Here is a 25301-nt window from a genome sequence, read left to right on the forward strand (position 1 = left end):
GACGTTGTGAGTAGTCAGGGACAGCGTTTCCGGCGGCGTGCGCTGCGCCGGGGCTACAAGGTCGACGAGGTCGATGCCTTCCTGGACCGGGTCGAGCAGACCCTGGCCGGGGAGCAGGTCGGCCCGCCGGTCGCCGCGCAGGAGGTGCACGACGTCGTCTTCCGCGTGCGTTTCGGGGGCTACGACGAGTGGCAGGTCGACCTGCACCTCGACCGGGTCGAGCGGCAGCTCGCCGAGTTCGAGGAGCGTGGCGGCCGCCCGATCGACCCGATGCGTGACTCGATGCGCAGCGGCCTGTCGGCCGAGCGCTCCGGTGCCATCGACCGCGGCTCCATCGACCGTTCCGGCCCGATCGGCCAGCCGAGCGGCCCGCCCGCCCTCTCCGGCGGCATGCCGCGCAACGGGATGGCCGGCGCCGGCATGGGCATGGGCGGCCCGCAGCAGCCCGGTCCGCAGCAGCCGGGCTCGCCGCAGTTCGGCGGCCCCCCGCAGCCGCAGTTCGGTGGTCCGAATCAGCAGCAGTTCGGTGGTCCCCCGCAGCCGCAGTTCGGCAACCCGGGCATGGGCCCCGGCATGAACCCGGGCATGGCGCAGACCGAGCGGCTGCCCGCCCCGGTCCGCGACGACCGTGGGCAGATGCCGCAGCGCCAGCCGCAGATGCCCCCGCAGCAGGATCCCTACGGTGGTGGCCGCTACGACGAGCCCACCACCTACGGTGGCCAGCCCCAGCTCCCGCAGCGTCAGGCCCCGCAGGGCTATGACCAGGGCGGCTACGACGAGCCCACGACGTTCGGTGGTTTCGAGCCCGGCCGCCACGGGCGGACGGACATGACCGCCGAGATCCGCATGCCCGACCGTGACCCGCGCAGCGGTGGCTACGGTGGCCCGCCGCAGCCGGGCCCGCCGCAGTTCGGCAACCCGAACCAGCCGCCGCCCGGCATGCCGGGTTCGCCGGTGCCGGGTGCTCCGATGAGCGGCCCGCCCAGCGGGGCCTACGGTCAGCCGCAGCAGCAGCCGCAGATGGGCCCGCCGATGGGTGAGCCGGGTGGCGAGCTCTACCGGGTGGACCAGTTGCGTCGCACGTTCCAGCCGCGGCGTTTCGGCAGCGGCTACGACCCGATGCAGGTCGACCGCCTGTTCGAGGGCATCCTGCAGGCGATGACCGGTCGCGGCCCGATGCCGGTGAACGAGAACGACCTGGACATGCTCCAGTTCGGCCTGGTTCCGAACGGTTACTTCGAGGCCGAGGTCGACGCGGCCCTGCGCGAGGTGAAGGACATTCTCCTGCGCGGCGGACGCCGGTAGGCACGAGAACGAGAACAGGGGGAGGGCCGACCGGCCCTCCCCCTGTTTCACATCTGCTGGCAGGCTTCAGTCGTTCGGCCGCAGACCGGCCTTACGCAGCACCGCATCGCCGATCACGATGGCGACCAGACCGACCGCGATCAGGACGAGCCACACCTTCTCCACGTTGCCCTCCTGGTTGCCCCAGAAGAACATGAGCATCACCACAGCGGAGATGAACGCGCCGCGCTGAGCCCGCTTGCGGTTGGTCGGCTTCAACTGGTCCGGGGCGTAGACCTCGCCATGTTCTTCCGCGGACACGTCGGTCCTCCTCGTCGATGATCTGACCGTCGTCCACAGTCTGTCACGGGGTCGCCGGGCGGAACCCGGCAACCCGGCTGTACTTTCGATGCGGCACCAGGAGCCGAAGCAGAGGAGTGACAAGTGCGGATCACGGGCACCGGCCATGCGAGCATGCGGATCGACACGGCCGCCGGCAGCATCCTGACCGATCCGTGGGTGAATCCGGCGTATTTCGCCTCGTGGTTCCCGTTCCCCGACAATTCCCAGCTCGACTGGGAGACGCTGGGCGACGTCGACTACCTGTACGTCTCCCACCTGCACCGGGACCACTTCGACGCCGAGCACCTCAAGCGTTTCATCAGCAAGAAGGCCACCGTCCTCCTGCCGGAGTACCCGACCAGTCAGCTTGAGGACGAGCTGCGTGACCTGGGCTTCACCAAGTTCCTGCGGACGAGGTCGGACGAGGTGCACGAGCTCGACGGCGGCCTCAAGATCATGATCCAGGCGCTGATCAGCCCGACCGACGGCCCGATCGGCGACTCCTCCCTCTGGGTGGAGTACGACGGCATTCGCCTGCTGAACCAGAACGACGCCCGCCCGTCCGACCTGACCCGCTTCAACGAGCTCGGTCACGTGCACGCGCACATGCTGCAGTTCTCCGGCGCGATCTGGTACCCGATGGTCTACGAGCTGCCGGAGAACGCGAAGACCGCGTTCGGCAAGCAGAAGCGGGACCGTCAGTTCGACCGCACCTGGCGCTACATCGACGATCTGAAGGCCGACTTCGTCTTCCCGATCGCCGGCCCGCCCTGCTTCCTCGACGACTCGCTGTGGCAGTTCAACGACATCCACGGTGACGAGGGCAACATCTTCCCCGACCAGTCGGTCTTCCTGTCGGAGTATGCGAAGGTCGGCGGCACCAACGCGATCGTCCAGCTCCCGGGCAGTGTGACGGTCCTCTCCGACGGCGGCACCACGGAGAGCACCACCCACCCGATGCCGGTCGACGAGTTCTTCGCCAACAAGGCGGCCCACCTGGAGGAGATGCGGGAGCGCAAGGCCCCGATCATCGCCGCCGAGAAGGCGTCCTGGCGGCACCCCGAGATCGACGTGCTCGGCGCGATGAAGAAGCGGATCGAGCCGCTCCTGGAGGAGTCGATCTACATGGCGAACGGGGTCGGCGGCCCGGTCCGCTTCGACCTCACCGACTCGTTCGGCCCGGACGGCGAGGTCGTCGAGTCGATCGTCGTCGACTTCCCGGGCAAGCAGGTCCGGCAGTATGCCGACGAGAAGGTGCGCTACCGCTTCAAGACCGGCCGCGCCCTGATCGAGCACCTCATCCACATCGACGAGGGTGACTGGGTCAACTCGCTCTTCCTGTCCTGCCGCTTCTCCGCCGCCCGGATCGGGCAGTACAACGAGTTCGTCTACGCGTTCTTCAAGTGCCTCTCCGAGGAGCGCTTGCAGTACGCGGAGGGTTGGTACGACGAGCACGAGAAGTCGGTCGACGCCGAGGACACCCAGTTCGGCGATTGGACCGTGCAGCGCCGCTGCCCGCACCTCAAGGCCGACCTGTCCCGCTTCGGCGTCCTCGACGGCAACGTCCTGACCTGCCAGCTCCACGGCTGGAAGTTCGACCTCCCGAGCGGCCGCTGCCTCACCGGCGTCGGCCACAAGATCCGCGCCCAAAAAACCGAAAACCCGTAAACCCCTCCTTTTGGTACGGGCGTTGTGGCCCCCACCCGCAGACCACAACGCCCGCCCCCACGGTCCGCGACGCCCAGCCCGCCCCGGGCCGCTCCCGCGCCGCCGCCTGAATCCGCCGCCGCAAGGCCCGGCCCACGCCGGCCCGCCTCGCGCCTCCAGCCGGCCGGCTGGTCCTGAGGGCTGTGCCGAGCCCTTTTTGCAGCCGTGAGCACCAGCCGGGAGCGTGCGAAACCGCCTGCCGCGACCCGGGAGTGCCGGGTGCGACAGGCGGCTCGGGTGGATCAGGAGCGGCCGAGGTCCTTGAGGATGCGGACGGCCGCGTTGTGTCCGGCGGCGCCGATCACGCTGCCGGCCGGGTGGGTGCCGGCCGAGCCCGCGTACAGGCCGTCGACTCCGGTGAAGTAGGGCATGCGCTGGTCGAAGGCGACCGTGTTGTCCACGTGGTGGATGTGGCCGCCGGTGATGCCGAAGTGGCGCTCGATCCCCGGTGGGGTGAGCGGGAAGACGTCGGCGACCAGGTCCGAGGTGCCCGGCGCGTAGCGGTCGCAGATGGCGAGCAGGCGATCGACGTACGCGGGAAGCTCTTTTTCCCAGGTTGTTCCGGTCGGCTCGAACGGGACCGACTGGACGAACAGGGCGGACGAGTGGTGCCCGGCCTCGTCCCGCAGCGACGGGTCGACGGTGGTGTGCACGTACCACTCGATGGTCGGCTCGTCGGGCAGCTTGCCGGCCTGCACCTCGGCCCACATGTTGCGCAGCGCGGCCATCGGCGAGTCCCCGGCGCCGGGGAGCAGGTGGATGGTCGAGCCGAACGGTGACGGCGAGCCCTCGGGCAGGCAGGTGAACGTGGGCAGGTCACGCAGCGCCAGGTTGACCTTGAGGGTGGTCCCGGGCTTGCGCACCGACTCCATCCGCGCGGTCAGGTCGGCCGGCAGCACGTCGGCCGGGACCAGGGACATCAGCTGGTACGGATCGCAGCTGCCCAGGACCACGCGGGCGCTGATCGACCGGCCGTCGGCCAGCACGACACCGCCGGCGGCGCCGCCGTCAACGGTCACCGCGGCGACCCGCGCGTCCGTGTAGACGCGCGCCCCGGCGGCCCGGGCGGCCTCGGCGAACGTGCGCGAGACCGTGCCCATGCCGCCCTCGGCGATCATCCACGTGCCGTCCGCGCCGGGCAGCCGGCACATGTTGTGCACCAGGAAGTTGTGCCCGGTGCCGGGGTCGTCGGGGCCCGCGGTCAGACCGGACAGGCCGTCGGTCACCGCGTACATGCTGGTCAGCAGTTCGCTCTTGAAGCCGAACCGGGCCAGGTAGTCGGCCACCGAGCCGCGCACGAGATCGAGGAACGTGCTCTGCAGCTGCGGACGGATGTAACGGTCGGCGATCTCGTCGACCGAGCCGGGCTCCTCCAGCCAGGAGGGCGCCAGGTCGGCTCGCAGGGCCGCGATCTCCACGGCGAGCGCCTCGTCGGCGGCCGCGTCGCGGGCCGAGAAGAACGTCTCCAGCTGGTGGCGGGAGGCTTCACGGTCCCGGCCGAACAGCAGGTACGGCGAGCCGGCCGGACCGGGGGTGGGCAGGAAGTAGTGCGGGTCGCGACGCAGCATCGGGATGTCGACGTCGAGCGTCTTGAGCAGCTCCGGCGGCATCAGGCCCAGAAGGTACGAACCGGTGGACTGGCCGAGGCCGGGCACCTGGGGGAACGGATGCTCGGTGCGGGTCGCGCCGCCGAGCACCCCGGCCGCCTCGAGCACGACGACGTCGAGCCCGGCGCGGGCGAGCAGGATCGCGGACACCAGACCGTTGTGGCCGGCTCCGACGATCACCACGTCGGCGCGGTCGGGAATGGGGGTCATGCCGAGCGACGCTACCTCGCGTTGGTGTCCGCTGCCTTAGCCCATTCGCCCGATAAATGTGGCTTGACGGCGTGTGTTGCCGCGAATCCGACAAGAACGATCGTGTGGAACAGGTAGAGCCACAGGCCGATCGCGACCGTCCCGCCGACCGCGTCGAATCCACCGAACGGCGTGCCCAGGTTCAGCGGCAGCGAGCAGAACAGCACGAAACCGTGCAGAAAGCCGGAGAGGTTGGCCGCCGTGAACGACCCGATCAGGACCGTGGGCAGCCACGGCGGGCGGCCCGGGGCGACGTACCGGAAGACCCAGATCACCACCGGTGTCAGCACCAGCCAGGCGGCCAGGAAGGAGAGCACCACGCCGAGCACCGACCACCAGCCCCCGCGGATCCACAGGGCGCTCGTCGTGGGCAGCGCCAGGAAGAGCGCGAGCAGCAGCGCCGGGGCGGCGGCCAGCAGCGGCAGCCACAGCACCCGGCCGCGCCAGCCGACCAGCGATTCGCCGCCGCGCTTGTGGATCGAGACGAACGCCCGGCGCAGCCCCTCGCCGTAGAGCGTGGCCGGCAGCAGGCTGGCCAGGGCCAGCAGCGGCGTCAGGTGCAGGCCGGCGTCGATCAGGGTGGCCAGGGCGCGCGGCGCGCCGATCTCGTCCGGAAGGGCCGCGATGGTACGGCCGGTCAGCCGCCGCACCCGGTCCGCTCCGGCCACCAGCCCGGTCAGCCACACCGCCAGCAGGGCCACCGGCACCACCGCGATCCCGCTGTAGAACGTCACCGCGGCGGCGTGCAGCGCGAGATCCCGCCCACGCAGTGGCCGCACCACCGCCGCGGCCATTCGTCGCACTCTGCTCAGCACGTCCTTCGGGTACCCCGCGAAGGCCTCGCGCTCACTAGGATCACGCGATCATGGTTACCCAGACATCGTTCACCTTCGTTGCCGATCCGGATCCCGAGCGGCTGCGGCGGGCTCTGCGGCACTATTTCCAGCGCGCGTTCATGCTGACCCGGACCGGCGGCACCGTGATCCTGCTGTGCGGCCTGCTGGTCGGTGCGCTGGGGGAGTACCTGACCGCGTTCGCCTTCGTGCTGCTCGGCGCCGTCCTGGCGTTCGTCGTGCCGATCCGCATCATGAACACCACGCTCGCCAAACTGACCGCGGCGAAGCACGGCCCGACCACCCATCGGATCGACGAGCAGGGCGTCTTCGGCAGCAACGATCTGCTGGAGGCGCTGTATCGCTGGCCGGCCCTGACCCGGGTCGAGGAAATGCCCGGACTGCTGATGATCGTCACCGTGCAGAGTGCCTACGTCACGGTGGGTACCGCCGGTCTTGACCCGGAGACGTCGGCCGCGCTCACCGAGTTCGTCCGGGAGAGGGTCGGCCGAGCCTGAGCGCAGGCGGTCCGGGAAGATGGGCGGCATGCGAGACCTTGTCCTGCTCGGCTCCACCGGATCCATCGGTACCCAGGCCATCGACATCGTGCGCCGTAACCCGGATCGGTTCCGGGTGGTCGCGCTCGGCGCCGGCGGCGGCAACGTCGGGCTGCTCGCGGCGCAGGCGCTCGAACTCGGGGTCGACGTGGTCGGGGTCGCGGCCGCTTCGGCCGTACAGGATCTGCAATTGGCTTTTTATGCCGAGGCGCAGCAGCGCGGGTGGTCCTCCGGTGACTTCAAACTTCCCAAGATCGTGGCCGGGCCGGACGCGATGACCGAGCTGGCTCGCTGGCCCTGCGACGTGGTGCTCAACGGCGTGGTCGGCAGCCTCGGCCTGGCGCCCACGCTGGCCGCGCTGGAGTCGGGCCGGATCCTGGCCCTGGCCAACAAGGAGTCGCTGGTCGCCGGCGGCCCGCTGGTCCGCCGGATCGCCAAGGAAGGGCAGATCGTCCCGGTCGACTCCGAGCACTCGGCCCTGGCCCAGTGTCTCCGAGGAGGGCGAGCCGATGAGGTACGACGTCTGGTCCTCACCGCCAGCGGCGGAGCGTTCCGCGGCCGTCGCCGCAGCGAGTTGACGAACGTCACGCCCGAGGAAGCGCTCAAGCATCCGACCTGGGACATGGGCCCGGTCGTCACGATCAACTCGGCCACCATGGTGAACAAGGCGCTTGAGGTGATCGAGGCGCACGAGCTGTTCGCCGTGCCCTACGACGACATCGAGGTGATGGTCCACCCGCAGTCGGTGATCCACTCGATGGTCGAGTTCACCGACGGCTCGACCCTGGCCCAGGCCAGCCCGCCGGACATGCGGCTGCCGATCGCGCTGGCCCTGGCCTGGCCGGAGCGGGTGCCGGAGGCGGCCGCGGCGGTCGACTGGACCCTGGCCCACAACTGGGAGTTCCGTCCCCTCGACGCCGAGGCGTTCCCGGCCGTCGAGCTGGCCAAGGAGGCGGGCCGCACCGGCCGCTGCCGTCCGGCCATCCTCAACGCGGCCAACGAAGAGTGTGTGGCCGCTTTCGTCGCCGGTCGGCTACCTTTCTTGGGCATCGTCGACACCCTGGAACGGGTGCTCACGGCGGCCCCGGATTTCGCGGAGCCGGGTACCGTCGATGACGTGCTGGCCGCGGAGGCCTGGGCGCGGGCCCAGGCGCAGCGGACGATCGCGACTGTGGCTGAAGGAGCCTGATGCTTTTCTGGCTGGGTGCGGCGGCCTTCGCGCTGACCATCCTCGTCTCGGTGAGCCTGCACGAGCTGGGTCACATGATCACCGGCAAGCGCTTCGGGATGAAGGTGACGCAGTATTTCGTCGGCTTCGGCCCGACGATCTTCTCGTTCAAGCGCGGCGAGACGGAGTACGGACTCAAGGCCATCCCGCTCGGCGGCTTCTGCAAGATCGTCGGGATGACCCCGCAGGACGACGACGTGCTTCCGGAGGACCAGCCCCGCGCGATGTGGCGGTTCCCGGTCTGGAAGCGGACGATCGTGATGTCGGCCGGCTCGATCACCCACTTCCTGCTGGCCCTGGCCGGCGCGTGGGTGATGGCCGCCTCGGTCGGCCTGCCCAACATTCACATCCCGCAGACCGACGCCGAGCAGGCCAAGGCCCCGTCGATGATCCGGGTCGGCGACTGCGTCCAGCTCCAGACGGTCTACAAGACGCTCGACGCGGCCACCAAGAAGATCGCCGACTCCGAGTGCGTCCCGGGCAAGAACGGCGCTGTGGCGGCCCCCGCCAAGGCGGCCGGCCTGCAGGACAAGGACCTGATCACTAAGGTCGGGGACACTCCGGTCGCCACCTATGAGCAGCTCACCACCGCGATCCGCGCCGCCAAGGGCAAGACCGTTTTCGAGTACGAGCGTGGTGGCCAGGCCGGCAGCGCCACCGTCGACCTGATCACCGATGAGCGTCCGCCGCTCGACGACCCGAAGGGCGCCGTCTCCACGGTGTCGGTCGCCGGGGTGAGCTGGGACACCGATCAGCCGTACGTGAACCACTACAACGCGATCAGCGCGCTCCCGGCCGCCGGTGAGTACGGCTGGTACCTGGTGGAGAACTCGTTCAAGGCGATGGGCCGGATCCCGCAGAAGATCCCCGCCCTGTGGCACTCGATCACCGGTGATGAGCGTGACCCGGACACCCCGATCAGCGTGATCGGCGCGAGCCGGCTCGGCGGCGAGGCCATCGAGAAGGGTGTGCCCGAGGTCTTCTGGCAGATCTTCATCTCGCTTAACGTGTTCATCGGCCTGTTCAACCTGCTGCCCCTGCTCCCGCTCGACGGCGGTCACATCGCGATCGCCTGGTACGAACGGGTCCGTTCCCTGCTCTATCAGCGACTCAAGCGACCCGATCCGGGCCGTGTCGACTACTACAAGCTGATGCCACTCACCTACGCCGTCATTCTGATAGGTGGCGCGTTTACGCTGCTGACGGCCACCGCCGACATCATCAACCCGATTACGATCTTCAAGTGAGTGAAATGACTGCGATCAGTCTCGGAATGCCGGCCGTCCCTCCGCCGCCGCTGGCCCCGCGCCGCAAGAGCCGGCAGATCAACGTCGGTGGCGTCCTGGTCGGTGGCGGCGCCCCGGTCAGCGTCCAGTCGATGACCACCACCCTCACCTCCGACGTCAACGCGACGCTGCAGCAGATCGCCGAGCTGACCGCGTCCGGCTGCCAGATCGTCCGGGTCGCCGTGCCGTCGCAGGACGACGTCGAGGCGCTCCCCGCGATCGCCAAGAAGTCGCAGATCCCGGTGATCGCCGACATCCACTTCCAGCCGAAGTACGTGTTCGCCGCGATCGACGCCGGCTGCGCCGCGGTCCGGGTCAACCCGGGCAACATCCGGCAGTTCGACGACAAGGTGAAGGAGATCGCCAAGGCGGCCTCCGGCGCCGGCGTCCCGATCCGGATCGGCGTCAACGCCGGCTCGCTCGACAAGCGCCTGCTGGAGAAGTACGGGAAGGCCACCGCCGAGGCCCTGGTCGAGTCCGCGCTCTGGGAATGCTCGCTCTTCGAGGAGCACGGCTTCCGCGACATCAAGATCTCGGTCAAGCACAACGACCCGGTCGTCATGATCCGGGCCTACCGGCAGCTCGCCGAGCAGTGCGACTACCCGCTGCACCTGGGCGTGACCGAGGCCGGGCCGGCCTTCCAGGGCACGATCAAGAGCGCGGTGGCGTTCGGGGCGCTGCTGGCCGAGGGCATCGGCGACACGATCCGGGTGTCGTTGTCCGCGCCGCCGGTCGAGGAGATCAAGGTCGGCCAGCAGATCCTGGAGTCGCTGGGCCTGCGCGAGCGTGGCCTGGAGATCGTCTCCTGCCCGTCCTGCGGCCGGGCCCAGGTCGACGTGTACACGCTGGCCGAGCAGGTCACGGCCGCGCTCGACGGGTTCCCGGTGCCGCTGCGGGTGGCCGTCATGGGCTGCGTCGTGAACGGGCCGGGCGAGGCCCGCGAGGCGGACCTGGGCGTGGCTTCCGGCAACGGCAAGGGCCAGATCTTCGTCAAGGGCAAGGTCATCAAGACCGTGCCGGAGGCGATCATCGTGGAGACGCTGGTCGAGGAGGCGCTGCGGCTCGCCGACGAGATGGGCGCCGAGCTTCCCGACGAGCTGCGCGAGCTGCTCCCGGGCCCGGTCGTCACCGTCCACTGAGCTAGCCGGCTCGCTTCGCCCCGACGGCGAAGCGCGGCGGTGCTCAGGCCGTACCAAATCGGGAATTTAAGTCAAAACGAAAGCCCGGGTCGCGATGCGAGCCCGGGCTTTCGCGTGCCTTGCGGCTTTTGTGCCGTCACCGAAGGCCCGCCGCCGGTTGGGCCGAGGTGCGGCGGCGCCAGCCCGGGAAGGGTGAGGCTGGGCCGATCAGGAGGAGGAGCGAGGCTGGGCTGGTCAGGAAGGGTGAGGCGGGCTGGTCAGAAGAGGACCGTGGCGAAGGAGCCGGCGGAGACGAAGCCGCAGCGTTGGTAGACGCGACGGGCTGACGTGTTGTAGTCGTTGACGTAGAGGCTGACCGTGGGCGCGACCCGGCGCAGCGCGTCGTTGACGACCGCGGCCATGGCGGCCGTGGCGATGCCGCGGCCGCGGAACTCCGGGTGGACCCAGACGCCCTGGACCTGCGTCGTGCGCCGGGTGATGATGGCCAGCTCGGCCTTGAAGATGACCTGGTCGCCGAGGAACCGCGCATAGGCCCGCTTGCCCTTGACCAGCTCGGCGACCCGCCGCCGATAGCCACGCCCGCCGTCGTCCTGCAGCGGGGACACCCCGACCTCCTCGGTGTACATCGCCACCGCGGCCGGGAACAGCTGATCCACCTCCCCGGGCCGGACCAGGCGCACCTCGGGATCGGCGGCCACGATCGGCGAACGATCGGTGACCAGCAGCGGCTGATGGGGCCGGACGTCACGCGCCCGCCCCCAGTGCACGCTCAGCCGATCCCACAGATCGAGCACCGCCTCGGCCCGACCGATGATCGACGAACAGATCCTCGGCTCGTTACTGAGCAGGTCGGCGAAGGCGGCGATGGCCGGCGGGGTGGCGCCGACCGGGACCAGATGCGCGCCCGACCAGATGATCGACTCGACGCGGCGGGCCGGCTCATAGCCGTAGATCCGCCCGTCGGAACGCCACCAGTTCAGCCCGTGGGCGGCGACACGCTCGGCGATCTGGGCACCCGCATAGGGGTCGGCGTCCAAGATCCGCTCGACCGCAGCACGCTCCGGCTCACCGAGCTGGCGAATGGGCACCGTCAACACAGCTACCACATTGCCAGATCGCGGCCGTTCGACACGCATGGCAACCCCATCAGTTCCGAAACCCTTGCCACCGACACGTTGCCGATATATCGTCTACGTATCGACAACAGAACGGAGAAGATCATGAGGTTCGCACACGAGGGACACCACGGACGTCGCATGCGTGGGTTCGGCTTCCCGCCCGGATTCCCCTTCGGCCCCGGCGGCCCGGGTGGCCACGGCGGTTTCGGGCCCGGCGGCCCGTTCGGCCCCGGCGAGTTCGGCCCCCGCGGTGGTGGCCGGCGCGGCGGCGGTCGCGGCCGGCTCAACGTCCGCCCCGCCGTCCTGGCGCTGCTCCTGGAGCGCCCCATGCACGGCTACGAGATGATCCAGGAGCTGGACGCCCGCACCAACGGCATCTGGCGCCCCAGCCCCGGCTCGATCTACCCCACCCTGCAGCTGCTGGAGGACGAGGGCCTGATCGAGGTGACCGCCGAAGGTGGTCGCAAGAGCTACCGCCTGACCGAGGACGGCCGCCCCGAAGCCGAGACCGCGGCGCAGAACCCGCCCTGGGCCCGCTTCGGCGACGACACGCTCAACCAGGTGCAGGATTTCCGCGACGCCGCGGTGGGGATCTTCAGCGCGCTCAAGCAGGTCGGCTTCTCCGGAACCCCGGAGCAGCGGCAGAAGGCGCTGGAAGTCCTCAACGACACGAAGCGCAAGCTGTACGCCATTCTCGCGGACAGTGAGTGAGATCAAGGAGCGCACCTCTTCGGAGGTGCGCTCCTTCCGTCAACCGGTGGCCGGGCTTCAACTCGGTCCGTTGAACGGCTTCCGCCTTGCTCTGCTGCGCACGACCCTGACGGTCCACCCGCCGCGGCCGGCGGTCAGTCGAGATCGGTGAGGCCGAGCAGCTCCCGCAGAGCGGCCTTCCCGGGCTCCGAGACTCGCACCGCCCGGCCCGAACCGATCCGGTTCACCCAGCCCCGGCCCAGGAACGTCTCGCAGACCCGCGCGCCGGCCACGCCGCCCAGGTGCGGACGGCGTTCCGTCCAGTCCAGGCAGGCCCGGGCCAGCGGGCGCCGACCCACCCGCAAACGTTCCGGCTCCACCCCGAGCCGGTCGGTCAGCCAGGCCACGCCGTCGCCGGTGACCGCGCAGCCACCCCGCTGATCCAGCATTCCGTCCCTGGTCAGCGCGTCGGTGACGGCCACGCCGAGACGGCCGGCGAGGTGGTCGTAACAGGTGCGCCCCCGCCGCAGAGCGGCATCGGCGGTGGCCGCCCGCAGACCGCGAGGCGGGGGCAGGGCCGGATTCAGACGCGCGGTGATGTCCTCCAGCAGCTCGCCGACACCGGGGTCGGCGAGTCGGACGTATCGGTGCCGGCCCTGCCGGGACTCGGTGAGCAGGCCGCCGGCGATCAAACGGTCCAGGTGCTCGGTGGCCGTGGACCGGGCCACGCCGGCGTGGGCGGCCAGCTCACCGGCCGTCCACGCACGGCCGTCGATCAGGGCCAGGCACATCGCGGCGCGGGTGCGGTCGGCCAGCAGGGACGCGAAGGCGGCCAGGTCCGAGGCGTCGTTCATGGCCCTATTCTTCGCCGCCGACGATTCGGTGCCGGCCGAAGTGTCGCCGCTCCGGTGTCGGCCGAAGCGTCGCCGCTTCGGTGTCGGCCCGGCCGTCAGTGCCCTTCGGCGCGGGCCGAGCCGTCGGCGGGGGTCTCGGGCCGGGTCAGGCCGGGCGGCCCAGGGCGGCGATCAGCGACGTCAGCGCGGCGAAACCGCCCTTCTCCAGCTCCGGGGTCGGGAGCAGGGCCATCACCGGAACGGTCACGCCGGCCTCCGCATACGCCCGGACACGGGACCGGACCTGATCCGGGGCTCCGTGGACGATCAGCTCGTCGACCAGGGAATCCGGGATCGCGGCCAGCGCACCCTTGCGGTCCCCGGACTCCCACGCCCGCCACATCGGGGTCAGGATCTCCTCGCGGCCCAGCCAGCGGTGGAACGCGGCATAGGCCGGAACGGTCAGATACGACGTGATGAGCCGCCGGCCGATCGTGCGCGCGTACGCCGCGTCGTCGGTCGGCACCACGAAGATCCGGGTGGCCACGTCGAAATCCGGGCCGGTGCCCTTCGTCTCGGCCAGCGCCGTGTGCACGTCGGCGGCGGAGAGCCAGTTCAGGATCACGCCGTCGGCCTCGGCCGCGGCCAGGTGCAGCATCTGCGGGCGCAGCGCGGCCAGCATGATCTGCGGCGGGACGGCCGGCGGGCGCTCCAGCCGGAAGCGCTTCACCGTGAACGTCGAGAACTCCTGGTCCACGAGCTCGCCGGCGAGCGCGGAGCGCAGGAAGCGGAGCGTGTCACGGCTGCGCGCGAACGGCTTCACGAAGTCGGCCGCGTTCCAGTCGCCGGCCACCACCGGTGACGACGCGCCGATGCCGAACTGGAAACGCCCGGGCGCCGTCTCGGCCAGCGCGGCCGCCGTCATCGCCAGCAGGCCGGGCCCGCGCGTGTAGACCGGGGCGATCGCCGTGCCCAGACGCAGCCGCGGCTCCCACGCGGCGGCCAGGGTGAGCGGTGTGAACGCGTCGGTCCCGGCCACCTCGGAGGACCAGGCGTCGGTGAACCCGGCGTCGGCCAGGGCCGCGAAGACAGCGGCGTGGTCGGCCAGCGGAACGCCACCGAGCGGAACGGTCATGCCCCATCGCATCGACATGACCCCGATCCTGCCGGTCGCGGCGGCGTGATGTCCACCACCTGTGGATTCTTCGAGGCTTCGACGCGGGTATGTTTTTGAACTGACCGGTCAGTCTAAACAAGGAGCCATCATGTCGGTGCTGAGCGCTACCGGCGCCGGGGTGCGGCATCATCGGCGCTGGCTCCTGCGGGACCTCGACCTGACGGTCGGCCCCGGCGAGACCGTCGCCGTCGCCGGCCCGCCCGGCAGCGGCCGGACGAGCACACTCCTCGCTCTTGCGGGCCGGTTGCGGTTGTCCACGGGCAAGGTTTCCCTTTTCGGTACGGCGGCACTCGCCCATGTGGCCGGGGTCAATGACCCCGAGCCGGTGTTCACCGTGCGTGAGCACGTGCGTGAACGGTTGGCGCTGCTGGGCCGTCCGCGCCGGGAAGCGGCCGAGGTGGAGCTGCACGGGCTGGACCCGGATCTGCCGGGGCGGGATCTGACGCCGTACCAGAAGCAGGTCCTGGGTTTGATCCTGGCCCGTCTGGGCGGGCCGGCGCTGATCGCGCTGGACGGTGTGGACAGCGGCCTGGACGCGGAGGAGCGGGCGGCGCTGTGGGCGCTGATCGGCGAGCTGACCGCCGAGGGGGTCGCGGTGCTGGTCACGGCGCGTGAGGTCGATCCGGGGCGGGTGGCCCGGGTGGTGCATCTGAGCGACCCGCAGTCGGGCGAGCCGGGCCGCGCGGTCGTGAAGGAGTCCCCAGCGGCTGTGGACGAGCCGGTGCCTGTGGACGAACCGGCGCCTGTGGACGAATCAGAGCCGGTGCCTGTGGACGAACCGGAGCCGGTGCCTGTGGATGAGCCGGACCCGGTGAGCGACGCGGCGGCTATGAACGACGATGTCGCGCCCGTGAGCGACGAAGAGACTGCGGAAACGCCAGAGCCCACCGAGAAAGCGGAAATCGCGGCGACGGACGAGAGCCCGGCCGCCGAGGATCGGGGAGAGAAATGACCGGCTTTTCGACCGTCTCGCTGGCCGGTCTGGAGCTCCGACGATTCTTCCGGAGCCGCCTGACCGCCGCCGCTCTGGCCGTCCTGGCGGTGGTCCCGCTGCTCTACGGCGCGCTCTATCTCTACGCGTTCTGGGATCCTTACGGCCACCTCAACCACATCCCGGCCGCGCTGGTGATCGAGGACAGGGCGGCCCGGGATCAGAACGGCGACACGGTCAACGCCGGCCACGACCTGGCCGACAAGCTGATCGAACGCGAGGTGTTCGACTGGCACGTGGTCGACGCCGGGACCGCCGATTCCGGTCTCAAGGACGGTCGGTACCAGATCGAGCTGCGCATCCCGGCCGACTTCTCCGGCAATCTGGCCGCCGCTCCGAACGCCGACGCCCACCCGGAGAACGCGCAGTTGAGCGCCGTTTCCGACGATTCCACCAACTACCTGTCCGGGGTTTTCGCCCGCACCGCTTTCGACGAGGTCCGCGCGGCCGCCAGTGCCAGCGCCTCGGCGAAGTATTACGACAGCATGCTCATCGGTTTCACCGATCTGAAGGCGCAGACCGAGAAGGCGGCCGACGGCGCCGGCCAGCTCGCCGACGGTGCCGGCACCATCCACAAGGGTGCGGCCGAGGAGGCCGCCGGCATCGACACCGCGCACGACGGCGCCGGGGAACTCGCCGGCAAGCTGGGCACCGCGGGCAACGGTGCGGCCCAGCTCGCGGACGTTCTCCAGCAGCTGGACAGTGGCGCGGCCCAGCTGGCCACCGGCACCTCGCAGGCCGCGGCCGGCGGACGCACGCTGGCCACCGCCGTCGACGCCGCGGCCGACCGGATCGAGCCGGTCCTGCGGGACAACGCCGAGACCATCCAGAACGCGGCGACCCTGGTCGCGAACGGCGCCGACCTGCTCGCCAAGAACATCGGCGCGATCGACGACGCGGCCGACAAGGCCGTACAGGATGCCAGGAATCTTCAGAAACAGCTGAACGATCTGCCCGACAGCGACGGCCTGCCCGAGGCGAAACGCCTGGCCGCCCGGCTGGTCGCGGACGCCGAGCGGATCCAGCAGCGGGTGGACGCGGCCGACCTGGACGCGCTGCGGACCCGCCTGCGCGAGGTCGCGAAGGACGCTCGCGCGGTCGCCGCGGCCGCGCCGCACCTGGCCGACGACGTGGCCAAGGCCCGCGCGCAGGTGGACAAGCTGTCGAACGGCCTGGACCAGCTGGCCACCGGCGCCAAGAAGCTGAAGACCGGCCTCGGGCAGACCGCGGACGGCGCGACCGATCTCAAGAACGGTGTGTACCGGCTGGCCAGCGGTGCCCGGCAGCTCGACGGCGGGCTGGCCGAACTCTCCGACGGCGGGCACCGGATCGCCGACGCCCTGACCGACCTGCAGGACGGCGCCGGGCAGTTGGCCGACAAGCTGGCCGACGGGGCGAAGGAGATTCCCGCGTACGACGACGCGTCGGCGCGCTCCGGGATCCTGGCCGACCCGGTCTCGCTCGACCGGGTCGTCCGCAACCCGGCCGGCACGTACGGCGTCGGTTTCGCCCCGTACTTCCTGGCCCTGGCCCTCTGGGTCGGCGCGATGATCAACTACATGCTGTTGCGGCCGCTGAACCGCCGCTACCTGGCGTCGGGCGCGCCCGCGCACCGGGTCGCCCTGGCCGGCCTGCTGCCCGGCGTGCTGATGGGCCTGATCCAGGCGACGCTGCTGTTCAGCGTGGTCCGTTTCGGTCTCGGCCTGTCCCCGGTCCACCCGTGGATCAGCCTCGGCCTGCTGCTCGGCACCGCGGGCGTCTTCGCCGCGATCATGCAACTGATCGGGGCGGCGCTCGGCGCACCCGGGCGGATCGTGGCGCTGGTCCTGCTGATGTTCCAGCTGACCTCGTCCGGTGGCACCTACCCGGTGCAGACCACGCCCGGGTTCTTCCAGGCGATTCACCCATTACTACCCATGACGTACGTGGTGGAGGCCATGCGCCACGCGATCGACGGCGGGGAGTCCGGGCCGATCGTGCACGGCTCGATCGTGCTGGCCGGTTTCGGCCTCGTCGCCCTCCTGCTCACCGTGGTCATCGCCGGCCGGAAACGCCGCATGCGGACCACCGACCTGCATCCCGAACTGGTCCTCTAGCCTTGGCTGGTGGCGAGTGACGGGCGGAGCCGGCGACGTGAGGACACCCGGCAGAAGCTGTACGAGGCCGCCGTGCAGCTGATCGCCGAAAAGGGTTTCAACGAGACCACGGTGGACGACATCGCGGTGCGGGCGAACGTGGCCAAGGGCACCGTCTACTACAACTTCAAGTCCAAGTCCGACCTGTTCGAGGAGCTGCTGCGGCACGGCATCGGGCTGCTCACCGACGAGTTCCGCAACGCGGTGGACGGGCTGCCCCCGCGCGAGGCGGTGCGGGCGCTGGTCCGGGCCCAGCTGGCCTACATCCAGCAGTACCGGGCGTTCGCGCAGCTGCTGGTCTCCGAGATGTGGCGGACCAACCGGGAGTGGCAGCAGACCCTCGTCCTGCTCCGCGAGCAGGCGATCGGCGTGATCGCCGAGACGGTCCAGGCCGGGGTCGATTCCGGTGCCCTGCCCTCCGACCTGGACGTGCGGGTCGCGTCGGCCGCCCTGTTCGGGGTGGGGTTGGTCGTCGCGGTGGACTGGCTGGTCTTCCAGCCGGACCGCCCGATCGAGGACGTCGAGGAGTCCATGCTCGCCATCGTCCGCCGGGTGGCCTGACCGGTCTCAGCTGCTCGCCAGCAGCTCGCCGGTGGCCGCCCAGAGGCGTTGTTCCCGCTCGCGGTCGTGGGCGACCGGGGCGGCCTGGATCACGTGGTCCTTCAGCACGAACGCGCCGTCCCGCAGGTGCGCCCACTTCGCGTCGAGCGCGACCGACGCCAGCAACGGCCCGGACTTCTCCGGCGTCGACACCCCGGGGATCCGCCCGAGCCCACGCATGAACGCCTGAGCGGCCTCCGGTGCGGAACGGCCCAGGCTGGTGCCGGGCATCCAGCCGGGCTCGAACACCGTCACGCCGATGCCCGGCCGCAGGTGTCGCTGCAGCTCATGGGCGTAGTAGAGGATCGCCAGCTTCGCGTTGGAATACGCGACCCCGGAAGCTTCCATCCCCGGCTTCTCCGACTCGGCGGCCGGCCGGGCGATCTCCACCGGGTCGCGCCACCGGGCCTCGGGCACGCTCAACAGCTTCCGCCAGAAATTTTGACGGTACGTGTTCGACCCCAGCAGCACGATCCGTCCGGGTTCGGCGATCGTGGCGGCCAGGTCGCCGATGAGCTGGGCGTGCGCCAGATAGTTGACCGCGAAGGTCAGCTCGTACCCGTCGGCCGACGCGCGCCGGGTGTCGGCCGACATGGCGCCCGCGTTGCCGATCACGGCGCCCAACGGCCGTACCGTCCCGGACTCGACCAGTTTCCGCGCGGTCGCCGCGGCGGCCCGCACCTCGGCGAGCCGGGCCAGGTCGGCGCCGATCTCGTGCACGGTGGCACCGAGCGCCCGGGCCTCGGCGGCGACCCCGCCCAGATCCCGGCCGACCAGCAGCAGGTCCGGCTTCGCGGGGCGGGCGGCCAGGGCGAGAGTGGTGACCCGGCCCAGACCCTTGGTGGGGCCGGTGATGAGAACGCTTGTCATGCCGTCGAGCTTCGGAGAACGTCGCGTGGTCAACCAGCCGTCTGCTTTTCGTAGGACTGGCAGGGCCACGACAACACGGCCGGGCGCGGGCAGACTCGGGATGTGGAGTCGTGGGAGTTCGGCCGGATGCTGCGCCGCTGGCGGGACCGGGTCACACCCGAGGCCGCCGGGATCCCGGTCGGCCGTCGCCGCCGCGCCACCGGCCTGCGCCGCGAGGAGCTGGCCGGGCTGGCCGGCATCTCGGCCGACTACCTGACCCGACTCGAACAGGGCCGGGCCACGGCGCCGTCCGCGCAGGTCGTGGAATCCCTGGCCCGGGCCCTGCGCCTGGCCGACACCGAACGTGACCTGCTCTATCAGCTGGCCGGCCACGCCGCGCCGGGCCACGACGTCGTCTCGTCCCGGGTCACCGCCAGCGTCCAGCGGCTCCTCGACCGGCTGTCGGCCAACCCGGTCGTGGTCTACGACGCCACCTGGACGCTGGTGCTGGCCAACGCCGCCTACGACGCGCTGATGGGCGACACCACCGGCTGGCGCGGCCTGGAACGCAACGCGGTCTGGCGCAACCTCGCCGGTCGGACGTCCCGGGTCGTCCACACCGCGCAGGAACAGGCCGATCACGAGGCTCGCCTGGTCGCCGACCTGCGCCTGACCGCGTCCCGCTATCCGGCCGACCGTTCCCTCCAGCGGCTGGTCACCGAACTGGCCGCCGGGTGCCCGCGCTTCACGTCGTTGTGGGAGGCCGAGGCACCGCCGCCGATGCCGGAGCCCACCAGACGCAAGGTCATCGACCACCCCGCGGTCGGCCGCCTCACCCTCGACTGCGACACGCTGGTGGTCGCCTTCGACGACCTCCGCATCACCGTCTACTCGGCCGAGCCTCGCACCCCGGACGCCGACCGTCTGGCCCTGGCCATAGTCCTGGGCACCCAATCCCTGGTCGACTGACCACCCAGGCCCCACGGTTGTCCGGCCGGCCGGCTTCCGGTGGATTTTTTGTGTGTGTGGGTGGGGCGGAGGTCGTACGGGAAAAGTGGTTTTGGGGGTTTGGGGTTGGGGTGGATGACGGGGGATGACGGGAGGCGGCACGTGGGGGTGCATGACGTTGCAGGGATTGACGGGGGCTTGCGTTATCGCAGGTCAACCCCGGACGGGCCGAAAAAATCTACAGCGGCGACTCTAGAAATTGGTGGGGAATGGGGATATGTTTTCCAGGTCGGCTTCGGCCGGCACAGCAACTGGCACAGACGCTGAGTTGGAGAAGGAGGACGAGATACCGCAGCAACGCGTAATCACGACGTCCCCGACCCGACAAGAGGTGATCGCAGCCGATGCCCATCACTCCGGTCGACTGCTAGCGGCACGCAGCCGGTCGACCACATGCGCCGGCCCAGTGAGCCGGCACAAGAATTGAAAAGCCAGGGCCCCGGTTACCCGCCGGGGCTCTGGCCTGTGTAGTAGCGGCCACAAGTGCAAAAGCGTTAAAGGGGACCATGCCCAGGATTCCGGACGACGCTGATCTGGCGGCGTATTCGATGGGCCGGGCCGCTGAGGTGCTCGGCGTCACGCAGGCTTTTCTCCGCAGTCTCGACGGCACCGGTCTGATCGAGCCCGAACGGTCGACCGGCGGCCACCGCCGTTACTCCCGCCACCAACTTCTGCTCGCCGGACGCGTCCGGGTCCTGCTCGACGAGGGTTTCCTGCTCGCCGCCGCGGTCCGGATCGTCACCCTGGAGGATCGCCTGGCCGCCGCCCACCGGCGGATCCTGGAACTGGGCGGCAAGCTGGGTCCGGGCGAGGATGCCACCATCCCGATGCAGACCCGCCGCGACACCGCGGCTCGACAAAACATGTAAACCTCTCTGCATGCCATCGTGGAACATCGAGGAGTGGCGACGGCCGGGACCGACCGTCAAGCAGCGCCGCAGCGACCTGTGGACCGGGTCGGCGGTTGCCGCCGTCGCCGTCTTCAGCCTGTACCTGCAGCGCAGCTACGGAAGTTGGCACACCGAGCACGCGCCGCCGGTCGTCGAGCAGATCTTCTGGGCGGTGGTGACGACGCTGCCGCTGGCCTGGCGCCGCCGCGCACCGGAACTGGTCGCGGTGATCATCTCGGTGGCGTTCATCGCCGGGCAGTACCGGCTGTCGCAGGAACAGATGATCACGACGTACGCGCTGTTCGCGGCCATCTACACGCTCGGCGCGTGGGGGCCGGACCGGCGTCGCGCCCGCACCCTCCGGCTGGTGATCATCGGGGGGATGTTCGCCTGGCTGACCCTCTCGTTCGCGCTGTATCACGACGTACTCGTGGTGTCCGAGATGAGCGGCGCGTCCGGCGAGCTGCCGCCGCTGCCGTCGATGATCTTCACGTCGTACCTGCAGAACGCCGTCTTTTTCGCCTTCACCTACCTGATGGGCGATGCCGCCTGGCGAGCGGTTCATCGCCGGCACCGGCTGGAGGAGCAGGCCGAGGAGTTACGGGCCGCGCAGGAGGTGGCGGCCGGCCGCGCGGTCCTGCAGGAGCGGGTGCGGATCGCGCGTGAGCTGCACGACGTCGTCGCCCACCACGTGTCGGTGATGGGCATTCAGGCCTCGGCCTGCCGTCGCGCGCTGGACAAGGATCCGGTCCGGGCGGTGACCGCGCTGGCCGCGGTCGAGGAGGGCGCGCGCACCGCGGTCGACGAGCTGCGCCGCATGCTCGGCGCGTTGCGCGCGACGAACGCGGAGACCGAGATCACGCCGGGCGCCGGCATCGACCGGATCGAGGAGATCGCCGAACGCGCCCGGGAGGCCGGCCTCGAGGTTCACTTCGGGACGTACGGGACTCCGGCGCCCCTGCCGGATTCGCTGTCCCGGGCGGCCTACCGGATCGTGCAGGAGTCGGTGACCAATACCCTCAAGCACGCGCGGGCCGCCACGATCGACATCCGGGTCCGCTACCTCGCCGGTGAACTGGAGCTGGACGTGGCCGACGACGGGCACGGCGGCGCCGGGGCGGCCGGCAGCGGAATGGGACTGATCGGAATGCGGGAGCGGGTCGCGGTGCACGAGGGAACCCTGGAACACGGGCGGCGCGGTGGCGGCGGTTTCCGCGTCCGCGCCCGCTTGCCGTACACCTCGACGACGGTCGGGAGCGACGCGTGACCATCCGGGTCCTCCTTGCGGACGACCATCTGCTGGTCCGCTCCGGCTTCCGGGTCATCCTCGAGATGGAGGACGACATCACGGTGGTCGGCGAGGCGGCCGACGGTGCCGCGGCGGTGGAGCTCGCTCTGCGGCTGCGACCCGACGTCGTACTGATGGATGTGGAAATGCCGGAGATGAACGGCCTGGAAGCGACCCGGCGGATCGCGGCCGAAGGCGGCCCGTCGGTGCTGATCCTGACGACCTTCGATCGCGACGACTATCTTTTCGAGGCTCTGCAGGCCGGGGCCAGCGGATTCCTGCTGAAGAACGGCACGCCGGAGGCGCTGACCGAGGCCGTGCGGGTCCTCGCGGCGGGCGACGCGCTGCTCGCGCCCGCGGTCACGCGACGGGTGATCGCCGAGTTCAGCGCACCCCGCCAGCGGTCGCCGGAACCGGGCGTACGCCTCGGCGAACTGACCCCGCGTGAACACGAGGTCCTCGTCGAACTGGCCGGCGGGGCGACCAACGCGGAGATCGCGACCGCCCTGCACCTCGGCGAGACGACGGTGAAGACGCACGTCAGCCGCGTCCTGATGAAACTCGGCGCGCGCGATCGCACACAGGCGGTCGTCCTCGCGTACGAAATGGGTGTGGTTCGTCCTTCTCGGGAATGACCCGACGGGTCCGTCGCGAGCCGGACGCCCGCGGCGATCGGGATGACTAGCGTCAATGGCATGAACACCGTCCTCACCGTCGACGCGGTCGACCGGTCGTTCGGCGATCGGCAGGTCCTCAAGGACGTGTCCTTCACCGTGGCGGCCGGCCGGCTGACCGGATTCGTCGGCGCCAACGGCGCCGGCAAGACCACCACCATGCGGATCATCCTGGGCGTGCTGGCCGCCGACGCGGGCACGGTGACCTGGCGCGGCGAGCCGCTCGACCGGGAGACCCGGCAGCGCTTCGGCTACATGCCGGAGGAACGCGGCCTCTACCCGAAGATGAGCGTCCTCGACCAGATCGTCTACCTGGGCCGGCTGCACGGGCTGGACGCGGCCGGGGCCCGCCGCCGCACCATGGCCCTGCTCGAACGCCTTGAGCTGGCCGGACGCGCCAACGACCACGTGCAGAAACTGTCCCTCGGCAACCAGCAGCGCGCCCAGATCGCCGCCGCCCTCGTCCACGACCCGGAACTGCTGGTCCTGGACGAGCCGTTCTCCGGCCTCGACCCGCTCGCCGTCGAAACCGTGGTCGCGGTCCTGCGCGAACGGGCCGCCGCCGGGGCCGCCGTGCTCTTCTCCAGCCACCAGCTCGACGTGGTCGAACGCCTCTGCGACGACCTGGTGATCATCGCCGACGGCACGATCCGCGCCGCCGGCGACCGGGCCGGGCTGCGCGAGCAGTACGCCCTCCCGCGCTACACGATCGAGGTCGGCGGCGACGCCGGCTGGCTCCGCGACCAGCCCGGCGTGACCCTGATCGACCTGGACGGCCGGCACGCGGTCTTCGACCTCGACCCGGAAGTCTCCGACCAGTCGATCCTGCGTTCCGCCCTGGACCGAGGCCCGGTCCACGCGTTCGGCCCCGTCCGCCCCTCGCTCGCCGAGATCTTCCGAGAGGTGATCCAGTGACCACGTTCGAGGCCGCCCAACTGGTCGCCGCCCGGGAGATCCGGACCAAGCTGCGCGACAAGGCCTTCCTCTTCAGCACGGTGTTCTTCCTGATCATCGTGCTCGCCTCGATCATGCTGCCGTCGCTGCTCAACGGCGGCGCCACCAAGGTCGCGGTCGTCGGCGACACCTCGATCAGCGCGCTCAGAGCGGACGGCCTGGACGTGCAGACCGTCGCCGACCAGGCCACCGCCGAACGCCTGGTCCGGGACGGCGACGTCGACGCCGCGGTGCTGCCCGGCCCCGAAGTGGTCGCCAAGGACGACCGCCCGGGCGACGTCGTCCAGGCGCTCAGCACCGAGCCGACGGTCCGGCTGCTCGAAACCAGCGCCGTCAACCCGTTCCTCAAAGTGATCGTCCCGATCGCGTTCGCGATGCTGTTCTTCTTCACCTCGTTCACGTTCGGCATGCAGATCGCGCAGAGCGTCGTCGAGGAGAAACAAACCCGGATCGTCGAGATCCTGGTCTCCAGCGTCCCGGTCCGTGCCCTGCTCGCGGGCAAGGTCGCGGCACTCACCCTGCTCGCATTCGCCCAGGTGGCACTGCTCGCCCTGGTCGCCGTCGTCGGCATGAGCGCCACCGACGCCGCCCCCGGCCTGGTCTCCGCGGTCCTCCCGGCCGTCGGCTGGTTCGTCCCGTTCTTCGTCCTCGGCTTCGTCATGCTGGCCGCGCTCTGGGCCGGGGTGGGCGCGCTCGCCTCCCGGCAGGAAGAACTGACCAGCACCACGGTCCCCGTACAGATGCTGGTGCTGATCCCGTTCTTCCTGGCGATCAGCGTGCCCCACGACGGGGTGCTGATGAAGGTCCTCTCGTACATCCCGTTCTCGTCGCCGATCGCCATGCCCATCCGCCTCTTCGACGGCGAAGCGGCGGGCTGGGAGCCGGCGGTTGCACTGATCCTGCTGGCCGGGACGGCGGTGGCGCTGCTCGGGGTGGGGGCGCGGGTCTACTCCGGGTCGCTGCTGAAGACCCAGGTCCGCACCAACTTCATGGCCGCACTGCGAAAAGCCTGATTTTCCCGTACGGCGTGGGCGGGTCTCGTGACGACACCTCACGAGCCCCGCCCACGCATTTGATCATGGAAATGTGTGCCGGTAGTCTCACGCCCCGTGACTCCGATGAGGCTGGTTCCCGCCGCTCTGCTCCTGCTGCCGGCGATCGCGCTGACCGGGTGCGGCGCGGCCGGGACGGCCGATGAGGAATGGGTGACCCCGGCGGCCGCCGAGTCCACCGTGAGCCTGCCGGTCGCCGCGACCCCGGCGCGGGTTTCGCCGTCGCCGTCATCGGTTTCGGCGTCACCGTCGAAGTCCGTGAAGCCGTCCCGGACACCGTCGAAGAGCCCGAGCGCGACCAGGACGTCGACCAAGCCGGTGGTCAGCGACCGAAAGCTGTGCGCCGCGGTGACCAGAGCCAAGGAAGACCTGGCCGGAACGCTGTTCTCCGAGATGGACGACAACGGTGACGTTCCGGCCGAGATCGCCGGGCCGGCCTTCAAGAAGTTCGCCCGGGCGCTGTCCGCGGCCGCCGCCACCGGCGGCAAGACCGCGGTGACGGCGGCGATGCGCCAGTTCGCGGCCGCGGTGACGAAGGCGGCGGCAGCGAAGGACCCGATGGCCGCCTCGGAGGGTGCCGGACCCGACGCCGCCGACGACCGCCTCGACGCCGCCTGCGCCGCGGTCGGCGCGCCCGGCTACTGACCGGCCCGGGCATCGCCGGCGGGAGTCGCGGCTCGGCTGGCGTTCAGGGTTGTTTTCGGGCCTGATTTCAGCCGTGAGCACCAGCTGGTGGCGGGGGGCGCGGCCGGGTATCGAGCCGGGATTGGCTTGCGGGCCACTGATTCAGCCCGGTGGTCGCCGGGCGGT

The 25301-nt window shown here is 70.5% G+C and carries 24 protein-coding genes; 17 read left to right on the forward strand and 7 right to left on the reverse strand.

Annotated features, from left to right (window positions below):
* Positions 1–6 precede the first annotated feature (6 nt).
* Positions 7–1305 (forward strand): DivIVA domain-containing protein, encoded by a 1299-nt coding sequence (locus tag ACSHV8_RS47200; RefSeq protein WP_436527015.1) that lies wholly within the window; start codon positions 7–9, stop codon positions 1303–1305.
* A 66-nt stretch (positions 1306–1371) separates the two neighbouring features.
* On the opposite strand, the gene ACSHV8_RS47205 is transcribed toward ACSHV8_RS47200, so the two are convergent.
* Entirely contained in the window at positions 1372–1605 is a 234-nt protein-coding gene (locus ACSHV8_RS47205) for a DUF2631 domain-containing protein (RefSeq protein WP_436527016.1), read from the reverse strand.
* A gap of 129 nt (positions 1606–1734) precedes the next feature.
* On the opposite strand from ACSHV8_RS47205, the gene ACSHV8_RS47210 reads away from it, so the two are divergent.
* A complete protein-coding gene (locus ACSHV8_RS47210) occupies positions 1735–3294 on the forward strand; it encodes a Rieske 2Fe-2S domain-containing protein (protein WP_436537289.1) in 1560 nt (519 codons plus the stop codon).
* Positions 3295–3575: 281 nt separating this feature from the next.
* On the opposite strand, the gene ACSHV8_RS47215 is transcribed toward ACSHV8_RS47210, so the two are convergent.
* Together ACSHV8_RS47215 and ACSHV8_RS47220 are read right to left on the reverse strand one after the other, a co-directional pair.
* Positions 3576–5150: a phytoene desaturase family protein gene (locus tag ACSHV8_RS47215; protein WP_436527017.1), complete on the reverse strand. Its 1575-nt coding sequence runs from the start codon at positions 5148–5150 to the stop codon at positions 3576–3578.
* 11 nt (positions 5151–5161) lie between these two features.
* On the reverse strand, positions 5162–5983 hold the full coding sequence (locus tag ACSHV8_RS47220) for a YhjD/YihY/BrkB family envelope integrity protein (RefSeq protein ID WP_436527018.1): 822 nt from the start codon (positions 5981–5983) through the stop codon (positions 5162–5164).
* A gap of 71 nt (positions 5984–6054) precedes the next feature.
* Here ACSHV8_RS47220 and ACSHV8_RS47225 point away from each other — a divergent pair, with 71 nt between their 5' ends.
* The 4 genes from ACSHV8_RS47225 to ispG are packed head-to-tail and all read left to right on the forward strand — an operon-like array spanning position 6055 to position 10232.
* Positions 6055–6540: a hypothetical protein gene (locus ACSHV8_RS47225; protein WP_436527019.1), complete on the forward strand. Its 486-nt coding sequence runs from the start codon at positions 6055–6057 to the stop codon at positions 6538–6540.
* A 19-nt stretch (positions 6541–6559) separates the two neighbouring features.
* Positions 6560–7768 (forward strand): 1-deoxy-D-xylulose-5-phosphate reductoisomerase, encoded by a 1209-nt coding sequence (gene dxr / locus ACSHV8_RS47230; RefSeq protein WP_436527020.1) that lies wholly within the window; start codon positions 6560–6562, stop codon positions 7766–7768.
* Positions 7768–9054 (forward strand): M50 family metallopeptidase, encoded by a 1287-nt coding sequence (locus ACSHV8_RS47235; protein WP_436527021.1) that lies wholly within the window; start codon positions 7768–7770, stop codon positions 9052–9054. The genes dxr and ACSHV8_RS47235 overlap by 1 nt, the downstream gene beginning before the upstream one ends.
* Positions 9055–9059: 5 nt before the next feature.
* Positions 9060–10232, forward strand: coding sequence for a flavodoxin-dependent (E)-4-hydroxy-3-methylbut-2-enyl-diphosphate synthase (ispG, locus tag ACSHV8_RS47240; RefSeq protein WP_436537291.1), 1173 nt, complete (start codon positions 9060–9062; stop codon positions 10230–10232).
* Between the two features lie 257 nt (positions 10233–10489).
* On the opposite strand, the gene ACSHV8_RS47245 is transcribed toward ispG, so the two are convergent.
* Positions 10490–11329, reverse strand: a complete 840-nt coding sequence (locus tag ACSHV8_RS47245) for a GNAT family N-acetyltransferase (RefSeq protein WP_436527022.1) — start codon at positions 11327–11329, stop codon at positions 10490–10492.
* A 123-nt stretch (positions 11330–11452) separates the two neighbouring features.
* Between ACSHV8_RS47245 and ACSHV8_RS47250 the strand changes: the two genes are divergently transcribed.
* Entirely contained in the window at positions 11453–12061 is a 609-nt protein-coding gene (locus ACSHV8_RS47250) for a PadR family transcriptional regulator (protein WP_436527023.1), read from the forward strand.
* 134 nt (positions 12062–12195) lie between these two features.
* Here ACSHV8_RS47250 and ACSHV8_RS47255 read toward each other — a convergent pair whose 3' ends face one another.
* A complete protein-coding gene (locus ACSHV8_RS47255) occupies positions 12196–12894 on the reverse strand; it encodes an ArsR/SmtB family transcription factor (RefSeq protein ID WP_436527024.1) in 699 nt (232 codons plus the stop codon).
* Between the two features lie 145 nt (positions 12895–13039).
* Positions 13040–14026 carry an LLM class F420-dependent oxidoreductase gene (locus ACSHV8_RS47260; protein ID WP_436527025.1) on the reverse strand — a complete coding sequence of 329 codons (987 nt, stop codon included), beginning with the start codon at positions 14024–14026 and terminating at the stop codon, positions 13040–13042.
* Between the two features lie 112 nt (positions 14027–14138).
* Here ACSHV8_RS47260 and ACSHV8_RS47265 point away from each other — a divergent pair, with 112 nt between their 5' ends.
* Genes ACSHV8_RS47265 through ACSHV8_RS47275 form a run of 3 tightly spaced genes read left to right on the forward strand, consistent with a single transcriptional unit; the run spans position 14139 to position 17737 of the window.
* The gene (locus ACSHV8_RS47265; protein ID WP_436527026.1) at positions 14139–15002 is read left to right on the forward strand and encodes an ATP-binding cassette domain-containing protein; all 864 of its coding nucleotides are present in this window, start codon (positions 14139–14141) and stop codon (positions 15000–15002) included.
* Positions 14999–17137 carry a YhgE/Pip family protein gene (locus ACSHV8_RS47270; RefSeq protein ID WP_436527027.1) on the forward strand — a complete coding sequence of 713 codons (2139 nt, stop codon included), beginning with the start codon at positions 14999–15001 and terminating at the stop codon, positions 17135–17137. The genes ACSHV8_RS47265 and ACSHV8_RS47270 overlap by 4 nt, the downstream gene beginning before the upstream one ends.
* A 9-nt stretch (positions 17138–17146) precedes the next feature.
* Entirely contained in the window at positions 17147–17737 is a 591-nt protein-coding gene (locus ACSHV8_RS47275; RefSeq protein WP_436527028.1) for a TetR/AcrR family transcriptional regulator, read from the forward strand.
* A 6-nt stretch (positions 17738–17743) separates the two neighbouring features.
* On the opposite strand, the gene ACSHV8_RS47280 is transcribed toward ACSHV8_RS47275, so the two are convergent.
* Positions 17744–18646: an SDR family NAD(P)-dependent oxidoreductase gene (locus ACSHV8_RS47280; RefSeq protein ID WP_436527029.1), complete on the reverse strand. Its 903-nt coding sequence runs from the start codon at positions 18644–18646 to the stop codon at positions 17744–17746.
* A gap of 102 nt (positions 18647–18748) precedes the next feature.
* On the opposite strand from ACSHV8_RS47280, the gene ACSHV8_RS47285 reads away from it, so the two are divergent.
* The 7 genes from ACSHV8_RS47285 to ACSHV8_RS47315 all read left to right on the forward strand — a co-directional run bounded on the left by ACSHV8_RS47285 (position 18749) and on the right by ACSHV8_RS47315 (position 25136).
* Positions 18749–19594, forward strand: coding sequence for a helix-turn-helix transcriptional regulator (locus ACSHV8_RS47285; protein WP_436527030.1), 846 nt, complete (start codon positions 18749–18751; stop codon positions 19592–19594).
* A gap of 545 nt (positions 19595–20139) precedes the next feature.
* Positions 20140–20502: a MerR family transcriptional regulator gene (locus ACSHV8_RS47290; protein ID WP_436527031.1), complete on the forward strand. Its 363-nt coding sequence runs from the start codon at positions 20140–20142 to the stop codon at positions 20500–20502.
* Positions 20503–20512: 10 nt separating this feature from the next.
* Positions 20513–21790: a sensor histidine kinase gene (locus ACSHV8_RS47295; RefSeq protein WP_436527032.1), complete on the forward strand. Its 1278-nt coding sequence runs from the start codon at positions 20513–20515 to the stop codon at positions 21788–21790.
* Entirely contained in the window at positions 21787–22446 is a 660-nt protein-coding gene (locus ACSHV8_RS47300) for a response regulator (RefSeq protein ID WP_436527033.1), read from the forward strand. The genes ACSHV8_RS47295 and ACSHV8_RS47300 overlap by 4 nt, the downstream gene beginning before the upstream one ends.
* Positions 22447–22506: 60 nt before the next feature.
* Positions 22507–23400, forward strand: a complete 894-nt coding sequence (locus ACSHV8_RS47305; RefSeq protein WP_436527034.1) for an ABC transporter ATP-binding protein — start codon at positions 22507–22509, stop codon at positions 23398–23400.
* The gene (locus ACSHV8_RS47310) at positions 23397–24452 is read left to right on the forward strand and encodes an ABC transporter permease (RefSeq protein ID WP_436527035.1); all 1056 of its coding nucleotides are present in this window, start codon (positions 23397–23399) and stop codon (positions 24450–24452) included. The genes ACSHV8_RS47305 and ACSHV8_RS47310 overlap by 4 nt, the downstream gene beginning before the upstream one ends.
* Before the next feature lie 105 nt (positions 24453–24557).
* Positions 24558–25136 (forward strand): hypothetical protein, encoded by a 579-nt coding sequence (locus ACSHV8_RS47315; RefSeq protein WP_436527036.1) that lies wholly within the window; start codon positions 24558–24560, stop codon positions 25134–25136.
* The last annotated feature ends 165 nt before the right edge of the window (positions 25137–25301 follow it).

This window comes from Actinoplanes sp. HUAS TT8 (assembly GCF_051380535.1).
Classification (GTDB): Bacteria; Actinomycetota; Actinomycetes; order Mycobacteriales; family Micromonosporaceae; genus Actinoplanes.

Excerpts from the sequence above, each read along its gene's own strand:
- ACSHV8_RS47265 (WP_436527026.1), top strand. The coding sequence starts at position 14,139 with ATGTCGGTGCTGAGCGCTACCGGCGCCGGGGTGCGGCATCATCGGCGC.
- ACSHV8_RS47295 (WP_436527032.1), top strand. The coding sequence starts at position 20,513 with ATGCCATCGTGGAACATCGAGGAGTGGCGACGGCCGGGACCGACCGTC.
- ACSHV8_RS47250 (WP_436527023.1), top strand. The coding sequence starts at position 11,453 with ATGAGGTTCGCACACGAGGGACACCACGGACGTCGCATGCGTGGGTTC.
- ispG (WP_436537291.1), top strand. The coding sequence starts at position 9,060 with ATGACTGCGATCAGTCTCGGAATGCCGGCCGTCCCTCCGCCGCCGCTG.
- ACSHV8_RS47290 (WP_436527031.1), top strand. The coding sequence starts at position 20,140 with ATGCCCAGGATTCCGGACGACGCTGATCTGGCGGCGTATTCGATGGGC.
- ACSHV8_RS47305 (WP_436527034.1), top strand. The coding sequence starts at position 22,507 with ATGAACACCGTCCTCACCGTCGACGCGGTCGACCGGTCGTTCGGCGAT.
- ACSHV8_RS47220 (WP_436527018.1), bottom strand. The coding sequence starts at position 5,983 with ATGGCCGCGGCGGTGGTGCGGCCACTGCGTGGGCGGGATCTCGCGCTG.
- dxr (WP_436527020.1), top strand. The coding sequence starts at position 6,560 with ATGGGCGGCATGCGAGACCTTGTCCTGCTCGGCTCCACCGGATCCATC.
- ACSHV8_RS47280 (WP_436527029.1), bottom strand. The coding sequence starts at position 18,646 with ATGACAAGCGTTCTCATCACCGGCCCCACCAAGGGTCTGGGCCGGGTC.
- ACSHV8_RS47315 (WP_436527036.1), top strand. The coding sequence starts at position 24,558 with ATGAGGCTGGTTCCCGCCGCTCTGCTCCTGCTGCCGGCGATCGCGCTG.
- ACSHV8_RS47235 (WP_436527021.1), top strand. The coding sequence starts at position 7,768 with ATGCTTTTCTGGCTGGGTGCGGCGGCCTTCGCGCTGACCATCCTCGTC.
- ACSHV8_RS47270 (WP_436527027.1), top strand. The coding sequence starts at position 14,999 with ATGACCGGCTTTTCGACCGTCTCGCTGGCCGGTCTGGAGCTCCGACGA.
- ACSHV8_RS47225 (WP_436527019.1), top strand. The coding sequence starts at position 6,055 with ATGGTTACCCAGACATCGTTCACCTTCGTTGCCGATCCGGATCCCGAG.
- ACSHV8_RS47260 (WP_436527025.1), bottom strand. The coding sequence starts at position 14,026 with ATGTCGATGCGATGGGGCATGACCGTTCCGCTCGGTGGCGTTCCGCTG.
- ACSHV8_RS47215 (WP_436527017.1), bottom strand. The coding sequence starts at position 5,150 with ATGACCCCCATTCCCGACCGCGCCGACGTGGTGATCGTCGGAGCCGGC.
- ACSHV8_RS47255 (WP_436527024.1), bottom strand. The coding sequence starts at position 12,894 with ATGAACGACGCCTCGGACCTGGCCGCCTTCGCGTCCCTGCTGGCCGAC.